Origin of the sequence: Bacillus cereus (assembly GCF_002567495.1) — a bacterium.
GTDB lineage: Bacteria > Bacillota > Bacilli > Bacillales > Bacillaceae_G > Bacillus_A > Bacillus_A cereus_AQ.
The window spans coordinates 170,154-190,478 of record NZ_NVAP01000048.1 but is presented as its reverse complement, the minus strand read 5'-3'; the positions used below and the strand labels follow the sequence as shown (position 1 = coordinate 190,478).

The window sequence follows — 20,325 nt, the reverse complement described above, 5'->3', positions numbered from 1 at the left end:
AGATTTACCCCATTTAACCCCAATGCATCATTCGTCGAAACGGCCAATACGACGGGCTTGCCATTTCTTAATGTCGCTTTTGCTGCCATTAGTACTGGAGAATCTGTCATTGCGTTCGCAAATTTACTCATAGAATTTCCTGTTAAAGGAGCGATTACCATGCAGTCTAATGGAATTTTAGGTCCAAGTGGTTCTGCTCCAACAATTGAATTAATTGCTTTAAAACCTGTTATTTCTTCAATCTTCTTAATCCACTCTGCTCCTTCTCCAAATCTAGTGTTTGTTGATTGAACAGTGTATGAAACAACAGGACGTACTTCTGCTCCTTCAGCAATTAATTTTTCTAAGTGCGGCATAACTTCCTCATACGTACAATGTGAACCTGTAAATCCGAAACCAATTCGTTTCCCCTTCAAACTCATTTCTTTTCCTCCTTTGCGATTGCATCTGCTGCTAATAACTGAGAAAGAACATTTGCTAAGATTTGCCCAGCCGTTTTTGGAGCAACAATACCTGGTAATCCAGGTGCTAGCAACGCTTTGACTCCTCTTTTTTCCGCATATCTAAAGTCAGTACCGCCTGGTTTAGAAGCTAAATCAATCACTAACGTATGTGCTGGCATTTTCGCAATAACATTCGCTGTTACAACGAGGTGCGGAATCGTGTTAATTACAATATCGATATTTCCTACTTCTTTCTCTATGTCTTGCATATGAAAAGGAGAAAACATCATCTCTGTAATACGTGCAATATGTTCTGATCGTCTTGCTCCAACTTTGACATGGGCTCCTAATGATTGAAATGCTCTCGCAACACTCATTCCTGTTCTACCAAATCCTAGAACCATTACATTGGACCCATGAATTGTATAGTCGGTATGTTGAATTACCATCATTAATGTACCTTCTACAGTTGGAATAGAATTGTAGATTGCCACATCATCACGATCAAATAATTTAACAAGTTTTCGGTTCGTAGTAGATACGAGATTTTCCAAGTAAGGCGTACCAATACCTGAATATATAGTAAAGTGTTCTGGTGTATTTTCAATTTGTTCTTTCGTTATTGAAACTTTTTCATTTGAAAAAATAGTATCTACTTCTCCTTTGGCATTTGTGCCTGCAACCGGCAAAATAATTGCATCTACAGAAGTGAAATCTAAATTTTGTATACTTTCTTTTGCTGCCCCTGTGAAACCATGATCTAACTGATCAAACCCTATCAAAGAAAGTTTCGCATCCAATTCAACTAGCTTACGAATTACTTCTAGCTGCCTTGCATCTCCTCCTATGACAGCAATATGCATCTCAGTCAACATTCCCTAATTCACCTTCTTTTTCTGTCATTTATAAGAAAAGTGCCTACTTTTTCTTTTTCCTCCACATCATATGTAATGTACGAGTTTCTGGTGATTGAAAATCCAAATGCATATATGATTTATCAGGTTTCTATGTAAATACAAAAAAAGATGACCAAAATGGCCATCCTTCACTCCGAATTTGAACGATCTATACTATCACAAAGAAGCATATCATGTCCGACTTTCTTTATTTGACTCCATGCCACCCTTACTTCCTGTGGCTCCTTTTTAAAACCTCCCCACTTCCCTCCAGGTATTATAAGTGTTTGTATTTGTCCGTCTTTCTCGTTAATCTCTAAATCCATATAACCCAATACTCCCATTTTTTCCGCTTTTTCTATATCTACAACCTCTTTACCACTTAATTCACTTAATCGCATACACACTCCACTCCTTCTACTGAATTTTTCATTTACATTGTCTATAATTAGTACCTATTCTATATGTATAAAAAAAATAACCTTCTCTCTTTTAAAAAGAGAGAAGGTTATTTTCAGGTACATCATAAAAATCAATTATAGTTTTATTCCTTTTGGAAGTTTTCCGTCTGGACTAATAAGTGCCGCAGAGAATTCATCAGTAAACATGTTACGAATTAATCCGTCTACATTTTCTTTGGTTACAGTGTTTACACTTTCAATAATCTCATCAAGTGAACGATGTTTACGAAGAAGCAATTCATTTTTACCGTTACGGCTCATACGGCTATTTGTACTTTCTAAACTTAACATTAAGTTTCCTTTTAATTGCTCTTTACTATTCATAAGTTCTTTTTCTGTAATACCTGTATTTTTCAATGTCTCTAATGTTTCTTGCATTGTTTCATACAGTGTATCTAATTGTTGGCTACCTGTTCCACCGTAAAGTGTTAACATGCCTGTATCTTCATAAGAAGAGTGGTAAGAAAATACCGAGTAAGCTAATCCGCGTTGCTCACGTACTTCTTGGAATAAACGGCTACTCATGCTACCGCCTAAAACATTATTTAATACAATTAAGTTATAAATATCTTCGTGTCCCATTTGTAAGCCTTTATATCCTAGACATAAATGAGCTTGTTCCGTTTCTTTTTTACGAGCTACCTTATTGAAATGGAAAATTGGGCTATGTACTTGTTCACGGTTTGTTGTTCCTTCATAACTACCGAAATATTGCTCCACTGTTTGTAAAAATGCTTCATCAATATTTCCTGCAACTGATACAACGACATTTTCAGGTGTGTAATGATCTTTTATATATTGACGTAACGTATCACCTGTAAACGTGTTAAGCGTTTCTTCTGTTCCTAAAATAGGATATCCAAGTGGATGCGTTTCATATGTTGCTTTCGTTAACATATCATGCACAATATCATCTGGAGCATCTTCGTACATTTTAATTTCTTCACATACGACATTCTTCTCTTTTTTCAGTTCTTCCTCATCAAATGTTGAATTAAAGAACATATCTGCTAAAACATCTAAAGCATATTTAGCATGCTCATCTAATACTTTTGCATAGTAACATGTATATTCTTTTGAAGTAAATGCATTCACTTGACCACCAATGCTATCAAATGATTCTGCAATTTCTCGTGCGCTACGTGTTTCTGTCCCTTTAAAGAACATATGCTCTAAAAAGTGAGAAATCCCATTATTTTTTTCATTTTCATTTCTTGATCCCGCATGGATCCAAATACCAATTGCAACCGATCTTACAGTTGGTATATTCTCCATAACTATTCTTACACCATTTTTACAAGTATATTTTTTAATCAAAAACTTTCCTCCTACTACCAGTTTCTCTAAATAAAACGCTATTATTTAATGATAACAAGTTTAAGGATGAATGTCATGCAAATGTATTTAATCCACACGTTTTTCATCCAGTAATTCAGTTATATTCCCCACTTTATATCCTTGTTCCTTCAATTTTGTAATCATTGTTTCTAAAGCCTCTGCTGTAGACGAAGTAGGATGCATTAATATGATAGCACCTGGATGTATTTTTCTCATCACTCTCTGCAATAGTACATCCGGCTCCGGTCGCTTCCAATCGATCGTATCTACAGTCCACATAATTGTCCCCATTTGAAAATCATCTGCGATTTTTACGACTTCATCTCGAAAACTTCCACTCGGCGGGGCAAACCATCTTACTTTTTGATTCGTTGCTACTTCTATCATTCGATTTGTTTTTTGTAACTGATCTCGTATTTCATCTGACGATAACGTTTTCATATTAGGATGTGTGTATGAGTGATTTCCAACTTCTTGATTTGCATCGACAATCATTTTTGCAAACCGTAAATTTTCTTTCACCCAACGTCCTTCTAAAAAGAAAGTGGCCTTCACATCATGCTTTTTCAATATCTCTAATATACGAGGCAAATACTCATTTCCCCATGCCACATTTATTGTTAATCCCACCATCTTTTTATTTGGATGCCCTCTATAAATTGGAGCTGGTGATAAATCTTCTAAATGAACACTCGGTGATACTTCTTTGAATTCAAGATATTTTTGATCAAATTTCTTTAGCTTCTTCATATTATTATACGATGCTTCAATATCCACTTGTCTTCCATTATATCCAGGTGTTGCCTTCCATATTTTATCAATCATCGCATTTTGAGGTACAATCTCATACTGTTTTGCATGCTTTTGAATTTCTTCATGCAAGTTATCTTGTGCAAAAACAGAATAAGAGCCTAAACTGACATATAAAGAAAATATACATATGTATGCCAATATACGAACTTTCATATAAACCCTCCCAAATTAACTATATAAAAACATTTCCTTCTTATCTTTGTTAATTTGAGCGTTATAATGAAAACTATACCTATACCGACATAAAAATATATGAACATCATGTTTTTTACATAACAAAAAAAGCCAGTTTAACTGGCTTTTACTTATTGCTGCTCTTGTTTGTTTTCTTCTTTAGCAGCTTCTTTTTCTTGCTCTTCTTTTAGTAATACTTTTCTAGATAGATTTACGCGACCTTGCTTGTCAATCTCGATAACTTTAACTGTAATTACATCACCGATTTTCACAACGTCTTCTACTTTACCTACACGCTCAAGTGCAAGTTCAGAAATGTGAACTAATCCATCTTTACCGCTGAATAATTCAACGAAAGCACCGAATTTCTCAACACGTTTCACTTTTCCTTCGTAGATCTCACCTACTTGTACTTCGCGAACGATATCTTCAATAATCTTCTTAGCTTTGTCGTTCATTTCTTGATTTATTGATGAAATAAATACAGTACCATCTTGCTCGATGTCAATTTTAACGCCAGTTTCTTCAATAATTTTATTGATTTGTTTACCGCTTGGTCCAATAACGTCACGGATTTTATCTGGGTTAATTGTCATTGTAATAATCTTTGGAGCGTAAGCTGATAATTCAGTACGTGGCTCTGCAATAACAGATAACATATGATTTAGAATGTGCACACGACCAATTTTCGCTTGTTGTAATGCCTCTTCTAAAATCTCACGTGATAAACCATCGATTTTAATGTCCATTTGCAATGCAGTTACACCTTGTGCTGTACCCGCTACTTTAAAGTCCATATCACCTAAATGATCTTCCATACCTTGAATATCAGATAAAATTGTGTAATGCTCACCAGATTTAACTAGACCCATTGCAATACCTGCAACTGGAGCTTTAAGTGGAACACCCGCATCCATCATTGCTAAAGTACTACCACAAATACTTGCTTGTGAAGTAGAACCATTTGATTCTAACACTTCAGATACAAGACGTACTGTGTATGGGAAATCTTTTTCAGATGGAATTACAGGCTCAAGAGCACGTTCTCCTAGTGCACCGTGACCAATTTCACGACGACCTGGTCCACGCATCGGTCTTGTTTCACCAACACTAAATGATGGGAAATTGTAATGGTGCATAAAGCGTTTTGATTCTTCTACACCAAGACCATCTAAAATTTGCACATCGCCTAATGCACCTAATGTACAAATACTTAATGCTTGTGTTTGTCCACGTGTGAACAAACCAGAACCATGTGTACGAGATAAAATACCAACCTCTGATGCTAAAGGACGGATTTCGTCACCTTTACGGCCATCTGGGCGAATTTTTTCAACTGTAATAAGACGACGTACTTCTTCTTTTACAATTTTATATAAAATCTCATTTACTTGTCCTAATGTATCAGCGTCAGCTTCCTCAGCTTCGTAATGCTCAATTACACGCTTTTTCACTTCGTTAATTGCATCTTCACGTGCATGTTTCTCATGTACTTGAATTGCAGAATGCATATCCTTCTCAGCCATTTCACGTACAGCTTGATTAAGATCAGCGTCAACTTCATAAAGTTTCACTTCTGATTTCTCTTTACCTACAGCTTGTACAATCTCTTCTTGGAATGCAATTAGACGTTTAATTTCGTCATGCCCAAACATAATTGCTTCTAACATTGTTTCTTCAGGCACTTGATCTGCTCCTGCTTCAACCATGTTAATTGCATCTTTCGTACCAGCTACAACTAAGTGGATATCACTTTGTTCTTGCTGTTCTACTGTTGGATTAATAACGAATTCGCCATTAATACGACCAACTGTTGCGCCAGCGATTGGGCCTTCAAATGGAATATCTGAAATCGATAACGCTAATGAAGAACCAAGCATAGCTGCCATTTCAGAAGAACAATCTTGATCAACACTCATTACAATGCTGACAACTTGTACTTCGTTACGGAAACCATCTGCGAATAACGGACGAATTGGACGGTCGATTAAACGACTTGCCAAAATTGCTTTTTCACTTGGACGACCTTCACGCTTAATAAAACCGCCAGGAATTTTTCCGACTGCATATAAACGCTCTTCATAGTTTACTGTAAGTGGGAAGAAATCTACATTTTTAGCTTCTTTTGATGCAGTTGCTGTAGATAGAACCGCTGTATCGCCATATCTTACTAATACTGCTCCGTTCGCTTGTTTTGCAAGCTGACCAGTTTCAACTGTTAGCTGGCGACCAGCTAAATCTATCGAGAAGACTTGCTTTTCTTGACTCATTTAAGTACCCCTCTCAATTTAAAATATTCAATTCTTCTATGTAAATGGATAGTATATCACAATATTCTACCTCTAGTATTGCCGAAAATTAAGTAAGCTATAAAGCGTAGAAGATATATTTTTACCTAACAAAAAAGCGGGAATATTCCCGCTTCTTTGACTATCGACGTAAGCCAAGCTTTGTGATTAATTCACGGTAACGTGTGATATCGCTATTACGAAGGTAAGTTAGTAAGTTACGACGTTTACCAACCATCTTTAATAGACCACGACGTGAATGATGATCTTTCTTGTGAGTACGTAAGTGCTCGTTTAGAGTGTTAATTTGCTCCGTTAGGACAGCAATTTGAACCTCTGGAGAACCAGTATCAGTCTCATGAGTTCTAAATTGTGCAATGATTTCATTTTTACGCTCTTGTGTTAAAGCCATCCTATTTCACCTCCTATTAATTAAACCCCCAATTACCTAGCAAGCGTCGGTGAGTCGCAATGCCAAGCAATGGTTGTCATAAAGTACATAACATAGAATACTACTTTTCATTTGAAAAAGCAAGTATATTCTTTTCGCTCGCAAAATATTCTTGTGCTGTTTTCTTATCTTTTGCGATTTGTTCAACTAACTCATCAATGCCATTGAATTTCTTCTCTTCTCTTATACGCATATGCCACTCAACTGTAACACTTTGATCATATATGTCTTTGTTGAATTCAAATAAGTGAACTTCAATAGATAATTGACGTTCATTTTCTTTAAAAGTTGGTTTATATCCAATATTACATACACCATCGTACCATTCATCGTGAACTTTTAATCTCACTGCATAAACACCTACAGGTGGCAATAAATACTCATCACTTAAACCTACGTTAGCTGTTGGAAAACCGATTTGACGTCCACGTTTATCACCGTGTACAACCGTTCCTCCTACTGTATAGGCTCTACCTAAAATAGATGGAATTTGTTCCATTTCGCCATTTCGAATTAACTTTCGTAATGCTGTAGAACTTACTTTCTCTTCTTGAAATTCAACTTTTTCAATCACAGTCTGTGTAAACTCCCCTCTTGCATGAAATGGTAAAGTCTCCATCTTTCCTTTTCCTAAACGTCCATATGAATAATCAAACCCTGCTACTACATGCTTTACATTTAAACCAATAATATAATCATCTACAAATTGTTGCGGTAATAACCCTGCAAATGATTCATCAAATTTAATCACATATAATATATCGATTCCTAAGCTTTCGACTATTTTTTCTTTATCACGCATTGGTGTAATATACTCCACATGCGCATCCTTTTTCCCTAAAACAACAGATGGGTGAGGATGAAATGTCATAACTGCACTTTTATATCCTCGGTCGTCCGCTATTTTTTTCGCAGTTCGAATCACACATTGATGCCCTAAATGAATGCCATCAAAAAATCCTAATGCCATTACAGTAGGTGGTAATTCTAATTTATTTTGTTCATGTGGATGAGTTAAATGAATAAGTTTCACGCTTGAATTCACCTTTTTCTGTAATAATCCTTCCAATAATTCATTATAGCTTTAGTTCTTGATTATTCACAAGTACTTTCATCGGCTTTAACATGCCAGGATGTTTTGGATGATGTTCATAAATTGCTAAGCAACGATCATTTTTATCAAATACTGTAATAAATGGTGCCGTTATTTCTAATTCGTTCTTTAAGAACATACCATTCTTTATTTTCTCTGCTTGCTTTTCATCTACAACCATTTTTGGAAACTTACTTAATGCTTCATCAATTGAAATGAAGATAGACTCTACTGTTCCATTTTGCACGTTTTCTTCAATTTCTTCAAATGATATGCAATCTTCTAATAAAAATTCACCAGATGCCGTTCGTACAAGGTGAGACATATGTGATGGGAAACCAAGTTTCTCCCCGATCATTACTGCTAACGTTCTTACATATGTTCCTTTACTACAAGTTACACGGAAACGGAATGAAATATTTTCTCCTTCAAAAACTTCACGGTCATCCAGTAATACGAATTCATGAATCGTAATTGTACGGACTGGACGTTCCACCTCTTGTCCTGCTCTTGCATATTCATATAATTTTTTTCCGTTTACTTTTACTGCTGAGAACATTGGTGGCATTTGTTCAATCGTGCCTGTTAATTCCGCTAGTACCTCTTCTACTTCTTTACGTGTAATAACACGATTTACATCTTGTTTCTCCACAACTTCACCAGAAGCATCTTCTGTTGTTGTTGAAAACCCTAATGTTACTTCACCTTCATATGTTTTCGTTTCACTTGTTAAAAATTGTGCAATCTTCGTTGCTCTTCCCACACAAAGTGGTAATACCCCCGTCACATCTGGGTCTAATGTTCCCGTATGACCAATTCTCTTTTCTCGCAATATCTTTCTTAATTTAAATACACAATCATGTGATGTCATGCCTTTTGGCTTATGTAATAATACTACACCTTCCATATATGTTCACCTCATCATAATTCTTTCGTAGTAAATATCCAAAACTTATTTTGCATTGAAAAAATGGATAGACAAATGTCTATCCATTATTCTTCACGTTTACCGTCTTTATTAATTTCATGTAAAAGTGTATCAATTCGATGACCATATCCGATAGACTCATCAAACTCAAAGGTAATTTCCGGTGTTTTACGAAGACGAATACGTTGGCCAATTTCTGAACGAATAAAGCCTTTTGCCTTCGCTAAACCTTTTAACGTATTTTCTTTCTGTTCTTCGTCACCTAAAACAGAAATATATACCTTGGCAATTTGTAAATCACCACTCACTTGTACATCTGTTACTGTAACAAATCCGATACGTGGGTCTTTAATTTTACGACTGATGATGTCGCCTAATTCTTTTTTCATTTGCTCGCCTACACGGTTTGCACGTAATTTCATAACTCTTCACCTCATTCAATACCATTCCAATTGTGTTATCGTACGTTCAATTTCAGGAAATGAATCGATGTACTCCAGTACACGATTCATTTCTTTTTCACAGATAACACGATTTGAGGATACGGAAACAATCGCAATTTCTGTACGTTGCCATACATCTTGATGCCCTACTTCTGAAACAGCTACGTTATACCGCTGCTTCACACGAGTTAGCACTCGTTGCAAAATTGCCCGTTTCTCTTTTAAAGAATGTACATCGTAAATCATACACTCGAATGAGAGTGAAGCGACAATCATCGCTTCACTTCTTCCATAACGTATGCTTCAATGATGTCCCCTTCTTTAAGGTCATTATATCTCTCAATTGTAATACCACACTCATAGTTTTGTGCAACTTCTTTTACGTCGTCTTTGAAACGTTTTAACGTATCAAGTTGTCCTTCGAAAATTACGATACCATCGCGAATAATACGAACGCCACTATCGCGTGTAATTTTACCGTCAATTACGTAACAACCTGCGATTGTTCCAACTTTTGTTACCTTGAATGTTTGACGAACTTCCGCTTGACCGATTACTTTTTCTTCGAATTCTGGATCAAGCATACCTTGCATCGCTAATTCAATTTCTTCGATTACTTTGTAGATAATGCGGTGTAAGCGAACATCAACGTTCTCTAACTCAGCTGTACGCTTCGCGTTCACATCCGGACGTACGTTAAATCCAATTACAATTGCATTAGATGCAGAAGCTAAAATAATATCAGATTCTGTAATCGCACCTACACCAGTGTGAATGATTTTAACTTTTACGCCTTCAACATCAATTTTACGAAGTGATGCTGCCATCGCTTCAACAGAACCTTGTACGTCTGCTTTTACGATTAAGTTGATTTCTTTTACATCGCTCTCTTGGATTTGTTGGAATAAATCTTCAAGGCTTAATTTAGATTTCTCACCACGTTGTGCAACTAACGCTTCTTGTGCACGTGATTCACCGATTTGACGAGCTTTCTTCTCATCAGCGAATGCCATGAAACGATCTCCAGCCTGTGGTACTTCATTTAAACCTGTAATTTCAACAGGAGTTGATGGACCAGCAACTTTTACACGACGACCAATATCACTTACCATTGCACGAACACGTCCGAATGAAGTTCCAACAACGATTGGATCTCCAACTCGAAGCGTACCGTTTTGAACTAATAATGTCGCGATAGTTCCTTTACCTTTATCAAGCTGTGCTTCAATTACAGTACCCGTTGCATAACGATTTGGGTTTGCTTTATATTCTTCTACTTCACTTACAAGAAGAATCATCTCTAGCAAGTTGTCAATTCCCTCGCCTTGAATTGCAGAAATTGGTACGAAAATTGTGTCTCCGCCCCAAGCTTCTGGAACTAATTCATATTCTGTTAATTCTTGCATTACACGATCAGGATTCGCCGCTGGTTTATCCATTTTATTCACAGCAACAATAATTGGTACTCCAGCTGCTTTTGCATGGCTAATCGCTTCAACTGTTTGTGGCATAACACCGTCATCAGCTGCAACAACAAGGATTGTAATATCAGTTACTTGCGCACCACGAGCACGCATCGTTGTAAATGCCGCGTGACCAGGCGTATCTAAGAATGTAATTTTCTTATCATTTACTTCAACTTGGTATGCACCGATATGCTGAGTAATTCCACCCGCTTCGCCAGCAGTTACTTTTGAATTACGAATAGAGTCAAGTAATGTTGTTTTACCATGGTCAACGTGTCCCATAATTGTAACAACAGCTGGACGCTCTTTTAAGTTTTCTTCATCGTCTTGCTCATCAATGAATGTTTCAAACTCAGTTTCACTTACAACTATTTCTTCTTCTACTTCAATACCGTAATCAGTAGCAATTAACTCAATTGTATCTTTATCTAAATCTTGGTTAATTGTCGCCATAATTCCTAGCATGAAGAGCTTTTTAATAATTTCAGATGGCTCTTTGCTTAACTTTTTAGCAAGTTCACCTACTGTAAGGCTTCCAGAGAAAGTAATTTTATCTGGTGTTTCTACTATTTGTGTTTGTTGTCTTCCAGCAAAGTTATCTTGACGTTTGTCTTCATTTCCTTTGCCTTTTTTCTTTTTCTTATTGCTGTTCTTTTTACTGCGAACAACTTTCTCTTCTACTTCAAACTCATCTGCAACAGAAGGTTTTTCCGCTCCAGTGTTATATTCATTATCTAATTTGTTTACTACTTCATCTTCTAACATTGTCATATGATTCGAAACCTCGATATTCATCTCTTTAAGTTTTGTCATAAGATCTTTACTTGAGATATTATTTTTTTTTGCATATTCATGTACTCGAATTTTACTCATACCTTCACCCCCGGTAATTTGTATCGAGCATGCTACGTAGCTTTTTCGCAAAGCCTTCATCTAACACAGCTACAACGACTCGCTCGTCTCTCCCAATCGCATGCCCTAATTGTTGTCGATTTTCGACTTTTTTCATTGGTACATTGTAGTACGTCGTTTTATCAGTGATACGTTTAGTAGTGTTCGCTGACGCATCTTCAGAAAGCAATACGAGCTTTGCTTTACCATTTCGTACTTCTTTTAAAACGAGTTCTTCACCCGAAATGATTTTTCGAGCGCGATTTGCCAGTCCTAAAAACGATTTCCAATCGGACACTTATTTCGACTCCTTCTCAACAAGCTCAAGAAGCTCTTCGTACAGAGAACTGTCGATTTTCGCTTTTAGATGATGTTCCAAAATGTTTTTCTTTTGGGCTTGCATAATGCATTCTTTATCTTTTGACAAATATGCACCTCGTCCTGATTTTTTTCCAGATAAATCAATAGACACTTCGCCCTCTTTGGAACGAACAATGCGAACGAGCTCTCGTTTTGATTTCATCTCTTGCGTCGCAATACATTTTCGTAACGGAACTTTTCGATTGCTCATACTCATCACCTCTATTCGATTTCGTCTTCAACTGAATCGAATCCGAATGCGATTACGCTATCTTCATCTGTCACAATTCCAAGTTGTTTCGCATCAGACTCACTTTTAATATCAATTTTCCAGCCTGTTAATTTAGCTGCAAGACGCGCATTTTGTCCACGCTTACCGATAGCTAATGATAGCTGGTGGTCTGGAACAACAACAGTTGTTGCTTTTTCATCTTCATCTACAAGTACTTTAACAACTTGTGATGGGCTTAAAGCATTTGCAACATATTCAACTGGGTCATTTGACCAGCGAACAATGTCAATCTTTTCACCTTTTAATTCATCTACAACACGTTGTACGCGTTGTCCTTTCGGTCCTACACAAGAACCAACTGGATCAACATCAACGTTTTCTGCATGCACAGAGATTTTAGAACGATCTCCTGCTTCGCGCGCTACAGAGCGAATTTCTACAGTTCCATCATAAATTTCTGGAACTTCCATTTCGAATAAACGTTTTAAAAGACCAGGATGTGTACGTGATACGTAAATTTGTGGTCCTTTTGTTGTCTTTTCTACTTTTGTAATAAATACGCGAATACGATCATGTGGCTTATATTGCTCATTTGGCATTTGCTCACTTACAGGTAATAAAGCTTCTACTTTGCCTAAGCTTACGTAGATGAAACGAGCATCTTGGCGTTGTACAATACCAACCATAATGTCTTCTTCACGATCACTAAATTCTGAGTAAATAACACCACGTTCTGCTTCACGAACTCGTTGTGTTACAACTTGTTTTGCAGTTTGCGCTGCAATACGACCAAAATCTTTTGGCGTTACTTCAATTTCTAGTACGTCGCCATCTTGGTAGTTTGGATTAATTTGTCTTGCCTCTTCTACAGAGATTTCAAGACGTGGATCAAACACATTATCAACAACGTCCTTACGTGCTAAAACTTGAATTGTTCCCACTTCTGGGTTAAAGCTCACACGAACGTTTTGTGCTTGGTTAAAATTGCGTTTATAAGCAGAGATTAACGCTGCTTCAATCGCATCAATAATAATATCTTTACTAATACCTTTTTCTGACTCTAATACGAGCAAAGCATCTAACAACTCAGTGCTCATGAAGATCCCCCTTCTTACTAAAACGTAACAGCAAGTCGCGCATTTGCAACTTTATCCATTGGAATTTGGATTTCTTTTTTACGTGTTTTAATTGTTAATAGTAGTGTAATTGTAGTACCGTCGTAGGAAAGTAACTTTCCTTCAAACATCTTTTCGCCATCAATCGGCTCATATGTTTTAATTGCCACTTGTTTTCCTACCGCTTGCTGGAAGTCTTTTTCTTTCTTTAATGGGCGTTCTGCTCCAGGAGATGATACATCCAAAAAGTAAAGGTGAGGAATTGGATCCTCTTTATCTAAAGCTTCGCTTAAACGTTCACTTACCGCACCGCATTCTTCAATGTCGACTCCCTTTTCAGAATCGATGAATACGCGTAAGAACCAGTCTTGTCCTTCTTTCACATACTCTACATCTACAAGTTCAAGATTCAACTCTTCAACGATTGGCTGCGCAAATGCTTCTACAACTTCTGTGACTTTCTTATCCATAAACAGCCTCCTTCCTGCCGCCATGTACCATTTACAAGAAAAGATCCCGTTCATAAAGACGGTCTATCTTATTCTTTCTCGTTAGCTAACAAAAGCCCCTGCCGTTAAGCAGGGAATATCTGTCTTAGTATTACCAAATTTAAGAAGTAAAACTTGTAACAAAATATGTATATACGACAGAAATGTCTTTACTATCTACATGAATAAAATGTAGATAGTAACACGAAAGAGTGGGTTTCCCCACTCTCTTTTTCACAAAATATACATGACATGGTTATCTCGGTTTATAGTATACCATAGCAAATATTGATTTGCAAAGACTTTTCCTACCTATTAGAACAGTGATAATTGGTTTTGATCCGGCAAATCTCCTAAACAACCTTGGCTATCTAAATACTCAATAATTGTTTTCGAAACCTTACTTCGCTGCTGCAAGTCTTCTTTTGATAAGAAGTCTCCATTTTTGCGCGCTTCCACAATACTTAAAGCTGCGTTCGTACCAAGACCAGGCACTGCATTAAATGGAGGAATTAAAGTATCCCCATCAATAATAAACTCAGTTGCATGCGAGCGGTATAAATCAACCTTTTGGAATGAATATCCACGCTCACACATTTCCAGTGTCATTTCTAGTACCGTTAATAAACTCTTCTCTTTCGGCGCTGCATCCAATCCTTTTTGAGCTATTTCATCAATTTTCACACGTATGGATGCTGAACCTTTCGCCATCGCCTCTACATCAAAATCATCTGCACGGACTGTAAAATATGCCGCATAGAATAAAAGTGCAAAATGTACTTTAAAGTATGCGATACGCACAGCCATAAGTACGTAAGCAGCCGCATGGGCTTTAGGGAACATGTATTTAATCTTCTTACATGAATCAATATACCACCCTGGTACATTATTACCTTTCATGTCATCTTCCCATTCTTCCGGTACACCTTTACCTTTACGAACCGACTCCATGATTTTGAAGGCTAATGATGGATCTAAACCTTGATAGATTAAATATACCATGATGTCATCACGACAACCGATAACTTCACTCAGCGTACATGTACCGTTATAAATTAACTCGTTCGCATTACCAAGCCATACATCAGTACCATGTGACAGCCCAGAAATTTGGACCAATTCTGAGAATGTCGTTGGTTTTGTCTCTTCTAACATCTGTCTTACGAATTTCGTACCGAATTCCGGGATACCAAGTGTTCCTGTTTTACAGTTAATTTGTTCTTCCGTTACCCCTAACGTTTCTGGACCAGAGAAAATTTTCATTACTTCTGGATCATCCGTTGGGATTGTTTTCGGATCAATACCACTTAAATCTTGTAACATACGAATAACGGTCGGATCATCGTGTCCTAGTATATCAAGTTTCAATAAATTATCATGAATTGAGTGGAAGTCAAAATGCGTTGTTCTCCACTCAGCCCCAATTGAATCAGCTGGAAACTGTATTGGTGAGAAATCAAAGATATCCATGTAATCCGGCACAACGATAATACCACCTGGATGCTGTCCAGTTGTACGTTTTACCCCTGTACATCCTGCTACCAAGCGATCAATCTCTGCATTTCGAATTGTTAAATTGTGATCATTTGCATAACCTTTTACATATCCATAAGCAGTTTTTTCCGCAACTGTACCAATCGTTCCTGCACGGTATACATAATCTTCACCGAACAGTACTTTCGTATAGTTATGGGCGCGTGGTTGGTATTCCCCAGAGAAGTTCAAATCGATATCGGGTACCTTATCTCCTTTAAATCCAAGGAACGTTTCGAATGGAATATCATGTCCATCTTTCACATATGCCACATTACATGTCGGACAATCTTTATCTGGTAAGTCGAAACCAGAGCCTACCGAACCATCATTAAAGAATTCAGATTGCTTGCACTTTGGACATACATAGTGTGGTGGTAATGGGTTTACTTCTGTAATTTCCATCATCGTTGCAACGAACGATGAACCTACTGAACCACGCGAACCTACTAGATATCCGTCTACTAACGATTTTTTCACAAGCTTATGTGAGATTAAATAAATAACGGCAAATCCATGTCCAATAATACTTTTCAATTCTTTTTCTAAACGAGCCTCTACAATTTCTGGTAGTTCTTCACCATATATACTGCGTGCCATTTTATAACTCATATCACGTGTTTCATCATCGGCACCCTCAATTTTCGGTGTATATAGATCATCTTTTACCGGACGAACATCACCAATTAATGACGCAACCTTTTGTGTATTCGTTACAACAACTTCTTTCGCTTTGTCTTCACCTAAAAATGAAAAACACTCTAACATTTCATCAGTTGTACGGAAATGCACTGGCGGTAATGAATGTCGATTTAACGGATTTGCTCCGCCCTGCGAACTGACTAAAATTTTACGATACATTGCATCTTCTGGATCTAAATAATGCACGTTTCCTGTAGCAACAACTGGCTTATCTAACGTCTCACCTAGTTTTACTAAGTTAGAAATAATTGTTTTTAATTGTCCTTCATCTCGAACAAGTTCACGTTCTACTAAATGACGTAACACCTCTGGAGGCATTACTTCAATGTAGTCATAGAACTGTGCAATTTCTTCTACTTCTTCAGGTGCCTTTTGCATCATTGCCTCGAACACTTCACCTTTATCACAAGCCGTTCCTACTAAAATTCCTTCACGGTATTTTTTTAATAGTGACCTTGGTACACGTGGTACACGGTAAAAGTAATTAAGATGAGAATATGAAACAAGTTTATATAAATTTTTCAACCCAACATCTGATGTGGCAAGTAACGTCATATGACTTGGACGGCCACGCTTATAAGCATCCCCTTGCCCCATGCTATCATTTAATTGATCATGATATTCAAATCCCTTTTCAATTACATCTTTCAACATTTTCACAAGCAAATATCCCGTCGCTTCTGTATCATAAATCGCACGGTGATGTTGCGTTAATTCAATATCAAGTTTTTTACACATCGTATTTAATCGATGATTTTTCATTTCTGGGAATAAGAATCGTGCAAGTTCTAACGTATCAATAACTGGGTTATTCGTTTTTTCTATCCCAGCCTTTTTAAAACCTACATTAATAAAGCCCATATCAAAGCTTGCGTTATGGGCAACAAGTGTATGGTCACCCATCCATTCTTCAAACTTTTTAAACACTTCGTCCACTTCTGGCGCATCAGTTAACATATCATCTGTAATACCTGTTAATTCAATAATCGTCGCTGATAATGGTTGATGTGGATTTGCGAAAGATTCAAAGCGATCAATGATTTCGCCACCCTTTACTTTTACGGCAGCCAACTCAATGACTGTATCGTATACAGCTGATAAACCTGTCGTCTCAACGTCGAAAACAACATACGTTTCCTCTGCAAGTAAACGATGCGCTTCATTATACGCTATCGGTACACCATCATTAACTAAATTCGCTTCTACACCGTATATAACTTTAACTCCAGCCTTTTTTCCCGCAGAATATGCCTCTGGGAACGACTGAGCCACGGCATGGTCTGTAACCGCAATAGCCTCATGTCCCCATTTACCCGCTTGGGCAACAAGCCTAGAAACAGGAGTAACAGCATCCATTTGGCTCATCGGAGTATGCAGATGAAGTTCTACACGCTTTTCACCTTCTGGCGCTTTATCTTTACGAGACGGCCCTGTTATTTCATTAATATCATTTGCAATCATTACTAAATCTCGAACGAATGTATCGTTTTGAACAGAACCACGCGCTTTCACCCACATTCCTTTTTTCAAGGATTGCAGCATTGGAATATCTTCTTTGTCACGTGAGAACATTTTAATCATAATAGAATCCGTATAATCTGTTATTTTTAAAGTTAATAACGTACGGCCACTACGAAGCTCTTTTGTCTCTACATGGAAAACATATCCTTGCACCGTTTTTCTTCGTTCTTCATCTTGAATTTCTCGCATCGGTGTAATCTCTTCATCTGGCTTAATAAGATACCCGAGTGTAATCGGTCCTTCATACACAACGCTACTTTCTTCAGCTTGCTTCTTCGCCATTTCTTCCATAGCTTGTATAACACGCTCGCGGTCTTCTTGCTGAGTTTGCTCACGAAACTTTTGCATTTCTTCTGCATTTTGCTGTATATGTGTGTCTAACTGGAAACGCGGGAATCCAAAAACTTCGTATTGATCCCCTACTGGTTTCGCAACGTTTTTCTTTAAAGCAGTAGACTCCAGCTCGTTATTCACATTTATTAGCAACTTCACTCCATTCACCTGCGGAAGTTGCTTCTTTAAGTACGCGAACATAGGTGAAAATGTAATTCGTTCCGTACAAAGCGGCCAATAGGCCCTTACTTCTTCTTCTGTAAATTGTTTATTCTCTGTTTCTAATGCAAATGTTGTTCTTGCAATATGAGAAAATGATTGCTTAAGCTTCATTTCTAGCAATTCATATAATTCTGTAGGCAAAATACGTGGCACTTGTAAATCAAAATGCCAACTTTTATTCGCTTTATCAATAACTAGCCTTTCAATACCACCGCCTTGCAAATATTGATTTATAAGGTCTTCTGGTATTTGCAACTGCTGGAGCAAAATTTGAAATCGCTCTTGTTGTTCATTTGTTAATGACATAAGCACTCTCCTTCCATTTGCTATTATAAATTGAAACGTACTACAAAGAAAGATTTCTCCCTTCTTCTTTTACAAAATACATTTACAAAGAAAGAGAAGGTACCTCATTACGAGGTACCTCTTCTTATTTTAAAATATTAGCAATATATGTTTGAAGTTCTTCTACTTTCACTTCTTCAGACTCGCCTGTAGCACGCACTTTCACTTCTACAATACCTTCGTCTGCTTTTTTACCAACCGTAACGCGTACTGGAAGTCCGAATAAATCCGCATCGGCAAATTTAACACCTGCACGTTCTGCACGGTCATCTAGTAACACTTCGTAGCCTTGTTCTTGTAATGAGTTATAAATAGTTTCACCCATTTCACGTTGTGCATCAGATTTCATATTTACTGGAATGACATGCACATGGAACGGTGCTACAGCTTTTGGCCAAACTAAGCCGTTCTCATCATTGAACTGCTCTGCAATTGCTGCCACTGTACGAGATACACCGATACCGTAACAACCCATAATAAGTGGTTGTGTTTTCCCATTTTCATCTAGGAATGTTGCGTTCATTGCTTCACTATAACGAGTTCCTAATTTGAATACATGACCAACTTCAATTCCGCGTGCGAAAAGAATTGTTCCGTTTCCGTCTGGAGATTGGTCTCCTTCTTGAATAAAGCGTAAATCTGTATACTGACTTACTTTAAAGTCACGTTCTGGATTTACATTTACATAATGGAATCCTTCTTCGTTCGCTCCTGAACATCCGTTGACAATTGATGCCACAGCATGGTCAGCGATAATTTCAATATCACCTGTTACACCAATCGGTCCTAATGAACCAACTTCACAATTTAATAATTCTTTTACTTCCTCATGAGAAGCAAGCTCAACAACTGAAGCGCCGTATACATTTTTCACTTTTACATCATTTACTTCATGATCACCACGAACAAGTACAACTACTAATTTATCATCTACTTTAAATACCATAGACTTAATGCACTTGTCAGCTTCAATGTTTAAGAATGCAGATACTTCTTCAATCGCTTTTTGATCTGGCGTTGCAACCTTTTCAAGTGCCATTTCCGCTTCGTCACTCTTCGTATACGTAGCTACAACAGGAGCCATTTCAATGTTCGCTGCATAATCAGATGTATCAGAGTATGCAATTGTATCTTCACCGACATCAGATAATACCATGAATTCATGTGTATCTTTTCCGCCCATTGCTCCAGAATCAGCAATAACCGCACGGAAGTTCAAACCACAACGAGCAAAAATGTTAGAATATGCTTTATATAAGCGATCGTACACTTCATCTAAGCTCTCTTGTGTAGCATGGAAAGAGTATGCATCTTTCATTAGAAACTCTCTTCCACGTAATAAACCGAAACGAGGTCTCTGTTCATCGCGGAACTTCGTTTGAATTTGATATAATGTTAACGGTAATTTTTTATATGATTTGATTTCATCACGTACAAGATCAGTAATTACTTCTTCATGCGTCGCTCCTAAAGCAAACTCACGAGCATTACGATCTTTCATACGCATTAATTCAGATCCGTAAGAATACCAACGACCTGATTCTTGCCATAATTCTGCAGCTTGCATAGCTGGCATTAATAATTCTACAGCTCCTGCGCGCTCCATTTCTTCTCGAACGATACGTTCTACTTTGTGTAATACTTTTAACCCAAATGGTAGAAAACTATAAATACCAGAAGCATTTTGACGCATAAAACCTGCGCGAAGTAATAATTGATGACTCTTAATTTCAGCATCAGCTGGAACTTCACGTAATGTAGGACTGAATACCATACTTTGTTTCATTTA

The 20,325-nt window shown here is 37.3% G+C and carries 18 protein-coding genes; all 18 read right to left on the bottom strand.

The window, feature by feature from the left end; all coding sequences use genetic code 11:
• A partial coding sequence (dpaB, locus tag COK05_RS24275; RefSeq protein WP_097813862.1) for a dipicolinate synthase subunit B occupies window positions 1-422 on the bottom strand: 422 nt, incomplete at its 3' end.
• Window positions 419-1,318: a dipicolinic acid synthetase subunit A gene (dpaA, locus tag COK05_RS24270; protein WP_063548471.1), complete on the bottom strand. Its 900-nt coding sequence runs from the start codon at window positions 1,316-1,318 to the stop codon at window positions 419-421. The genes dpaB and dpaA, both read right to left, overlap by 4 nt.
• A 170-nt stretch (window positions 1,319-1,488) precedes the next feature.
• Window positions 1,489-1,740, bottom strand: a complete 252-nt coding sequence (locus tag COK05_RS24265) for a YlmC/YmxH family sporulation protein (protein WP_098614561.1) — start codon at window positions 1,738-1,740, stop codon at window positions 1,489-1,491.
• 135 nt (window positions 1,741-1,875) lie between these two features.
• Window positions 1,876-3,117: a M16 family metallopeptidase gene (locus COK05_RS24260; protein WP_000593001.1), complete on the bottom strand. Its 1,242-nt coding sequence runs from the start codon at window positions 3,115-3,117 to the stop codon at window positions 1,876-1,878.
• Between the two features lie 87 nt (window positions 3,118-3,204).
• Window positions 3,205-4,104, bottom strand: coding sequence for a polysaccharide deacetylase family protein (locus tag COK05_RS24255; protein WP_098614560.1), 900 nt, complete (start codon window positions 4,102-4,104; stop codon window positions 3,205-3,207).
• Window positions 4,105-4,256: 152 nt separating this feature from the next.
• On the bottom strand, window positions 4,257-6,395 hold the full coding sequence (gene pnp, locus COK05_RS24250; RefSeq protein WP_000076745.1) for a polyribonucleotide nucleotidyltransferase: 2,139 nt from the start codon (window positions 6,393-6,395) through the stop codon (window positions 4,257-4,259).
• A gap of 160 nt (window positions 6,396-6,555) precedes the next feature.
• A complete protein-coding gene (rpsO, locus tag COK05_RS24245) occupies window positions 6,556-6,825 on the bottom strand; it encodes a 30S ribosomal protein S15 (protein WP_001229392.1) in 270 nt (89 codons plus the stop codon).
• A 100-nt stretch (window positions 6,826-6,925) separates the two neighbouring features.
• Window positions 6,926-7,897, bottom strand: coding sequence for a bifunctional riboflavin kinase/FAD synthetase (ribF, locus tag COK05_RS24240; protein ID WP_098614559.1), 972 nt, complete (start codon window positions 7,895-7,897; stop codon window positions 6,926-6,928).
• 43 nt (window positions 7,898-7,940) lie between these two features.
• Window positions 7,941-8,864 carry a tRNA pseudouridine(55) synthase TruB gene (gene truB, locus COK05_RS24235; RefSeq protein WP_000399362.1) on the bottom strand — a complete coding sequence of 308 codons (924 nt, stop codon included), beginning with the start codon at window positions 8,862-8,864 and terminating at the stop codon, window positions 7,941-7,943.
• Between the two features lie 86 nt (window positions 8,865-8,950).
• Entirely contained in the window at window positions 8,951-9,307 is a 357-nt protein-coding gene (rbfA, locus tag COK05_RS24230; RefSeq protein ID WP_000776437.1) for a 30S ribosome-binding factor RbfA, read from the bottom strand.
• A gap of 15 nt (window positions 9,308-9,322) precedes the next feature.
• Window positions 9,323-9,604 carry a DUF503 domain-containing protein gene (locus COK05_RS24225; protein WP_000634349.1) on the bottom strand — a complete coding sequence of 94 codons (282 nt, stop codon included), beginning with the start codon at window positions 9,602-9,604 and terminating at the stop codon, window positions 9,323-9,325.
• Window positions 9,601-11,667, bottom strand: a complete 2,067-nt coding sequence (infB, locus tag COK05_RS24220; RefSeq protein WP_016080536.1) for a translation initiation factor IF-2 — start codon at window positions 11,665-11,667, stop codon at window positions 9,601-9,603. Before infB ends, COK05_RS24225 begins: the two co-directional genes overlap by 4 nt.
• Before the next feature lie 4 nt (window positions 11,668-11,671).
• The gene (locus COK05_RS24215; RefSeq protein WP_098614558.1) at window positions 11,672-11,983 is read right to left on the bottom strand and encodes a YlxQ family RNA-binding protein; all 312 of its coding nucleotides are present in this window, start codon (window positions 11,981-11,983) and stop codon (window positions 11,672-11,674) included.
• Window positions 11,984-12,256 (bottom strand): RNase P modulator RnpM, encoded by a 273-nt coding sequence (gene rnpM, locus COK05_RS24210; protein ID WP_000071125.1) that lies wholly within the window; start codon window positions 12,254-12,256, stop codon window positions 11,984-11,986.
• 11 nt (window positions 12,257-12,267) lie between these two features.
• A complete protein-coding gene (gene nusA / locus COK05_RS24205; protein ID WP_098614557.1) occupies window positions 12,268-13,374 on the bottom strand; it encodes a transcription termination factor NusA in 1,107 nt (368 codons plus the stop codon).
• Window positions 13,375-13,391: 17 nt separating this feature from the next.
• Complete coding sequence (gene rimP / locus COK05_RS24200; RefSeq protein ID WP_000359095.1) at window positions 13,392-13,862, bottom strand: ribosome maturation factor RimP; 471 nt, start codon at window positions 13,860-13,862, stop codon at window positions 13,392-13,394.
• A gap of 333 nt (window positions 13,863-14,195) precedes the next feature.
• Window positions 14,196-18,497 carry a PolC-type DNA polymerase III gene (locus COK05_RS24195; RefSeq protein WP_098614556.1) on the bottom strand — a complete coding sequence of 1,434 codons (4,302 nt, stop codon included), beginning with the start codon at window positions 18,495-18,497 and terminating at the stop codon, window positions 14,196-14,198.
• Between the two features lie 124 nt (window positions 18,498-18,621).
• On the bottom strand, window positions 18,622-20,322 hold the full coding sequence (locus COK05_RS24185; RefSeq protein ID WP_098614555.1) for a proline--tRNA ligase: 1,701 nt from the start codon (window positions 20,320-20,322) through the stop codon (window positions 18,622-18,624).
• Window positions 20,323-20,325: the final 3 nt, after the last annotated feature.

Excerpts from the sequence above, each read along its gene's own strand:
- dpaA (WP_063548471.1), bottom strand. The coding sequence starts at position 1,318 with ATGTTGACTGAGATGCATATTGCTGTCATAGGAGGAGATGCAAGGCAG.
- COK05_RS24265 (WP_098614561.1), bottom strand. The coding sequence starts at position 1,740 with ATGCGATTAAGTGAATTAAGTGGTAAAGAGGTTGTAGATATAGAAAAA.
- COK05_RS24255 (WP_098614560.1), bottom strand. The coding sequence starts at position 4,104 with ATGAAAGTTCGTATATTGGCATACATATGTATATTTTCTTTATATGTC.
- pnp (WP_000076745.1), bottom strand. The coding sequence starts at position 6,395 with ATGAGTCAAGAAAAGCAAGTCTTCTCGATAGATTTAGCTGGTCGCCAG.
- rpsO (WP_001229392.1), bottom strand. The coding sequence starts at position 6,825 with ATGGCTTTAACACAAGAGCGTAAAAATGAAATCATTGCACAATTTAGA.
- truB (WP_000399362.1), bottom strand. The coding sequence starts at position 8,864 with ATGGAAGGTGTAGTATTATTACATAAGCCAAAAGGCATGACATCACAT.
- rbfA (WP_000776437.1), bottom strand. The coding sequence starts at position 9,307 with ATGAAATTACGTGCAAACCGTGTAGGCGAGCAAATGAAAAAAGAATTA.
- COK05_RS24225 (WP_000634349.1), bottom strand. The coding sequence starts at position 9,604 with ATGATTGTCGCTTCACTCTCATTCGAGTGTATGATTTACGATGTACAT.
- infB (WP_016080536.1), bottom strand. The coding sequence starts at position 11,667 with ATGAGTAAAATTCGAGTACATGAATATGCAAAAAAAAATAATATCTCA.
- rnpM (WP_000071125.1), bottom strand. The coding sequence starts at position 12,256 with ATGAGCAATCGAAAAGTTCCGTTACGAAAATGTATTGCGACGCAAGAG.
- nusA (WP_098614557.1), bottom strand. The coding sequence starts at position 13,374 with ATGAGCACTGAGTTGTTAGATGCTTTGCTCGTATTAGAGTCAGAAAAA.
- rimP (WP_000359095.1), bottom strand. The coding sequence starts at position 13,862 with ATGGATAAGAAAGTCACAGAAGTTGTAGAAGCATTTGCGCAGCCAATC.
- COK05_RS24195 (WP_098614556.1), bottom strand. The coding sequence starts at position 18,497 with ATGTCATTAACAAATGAACAACAAGAGCGATTTCAAATTTTGCTCCAG.
- COK05_RS24185 (WP_098614555.1), bottom strand. The coding sequence starts at position 20,322 with ATGAAACAAAGTATGGTATTCAGTCCTACATTACGTGAAGTTCCAGCT.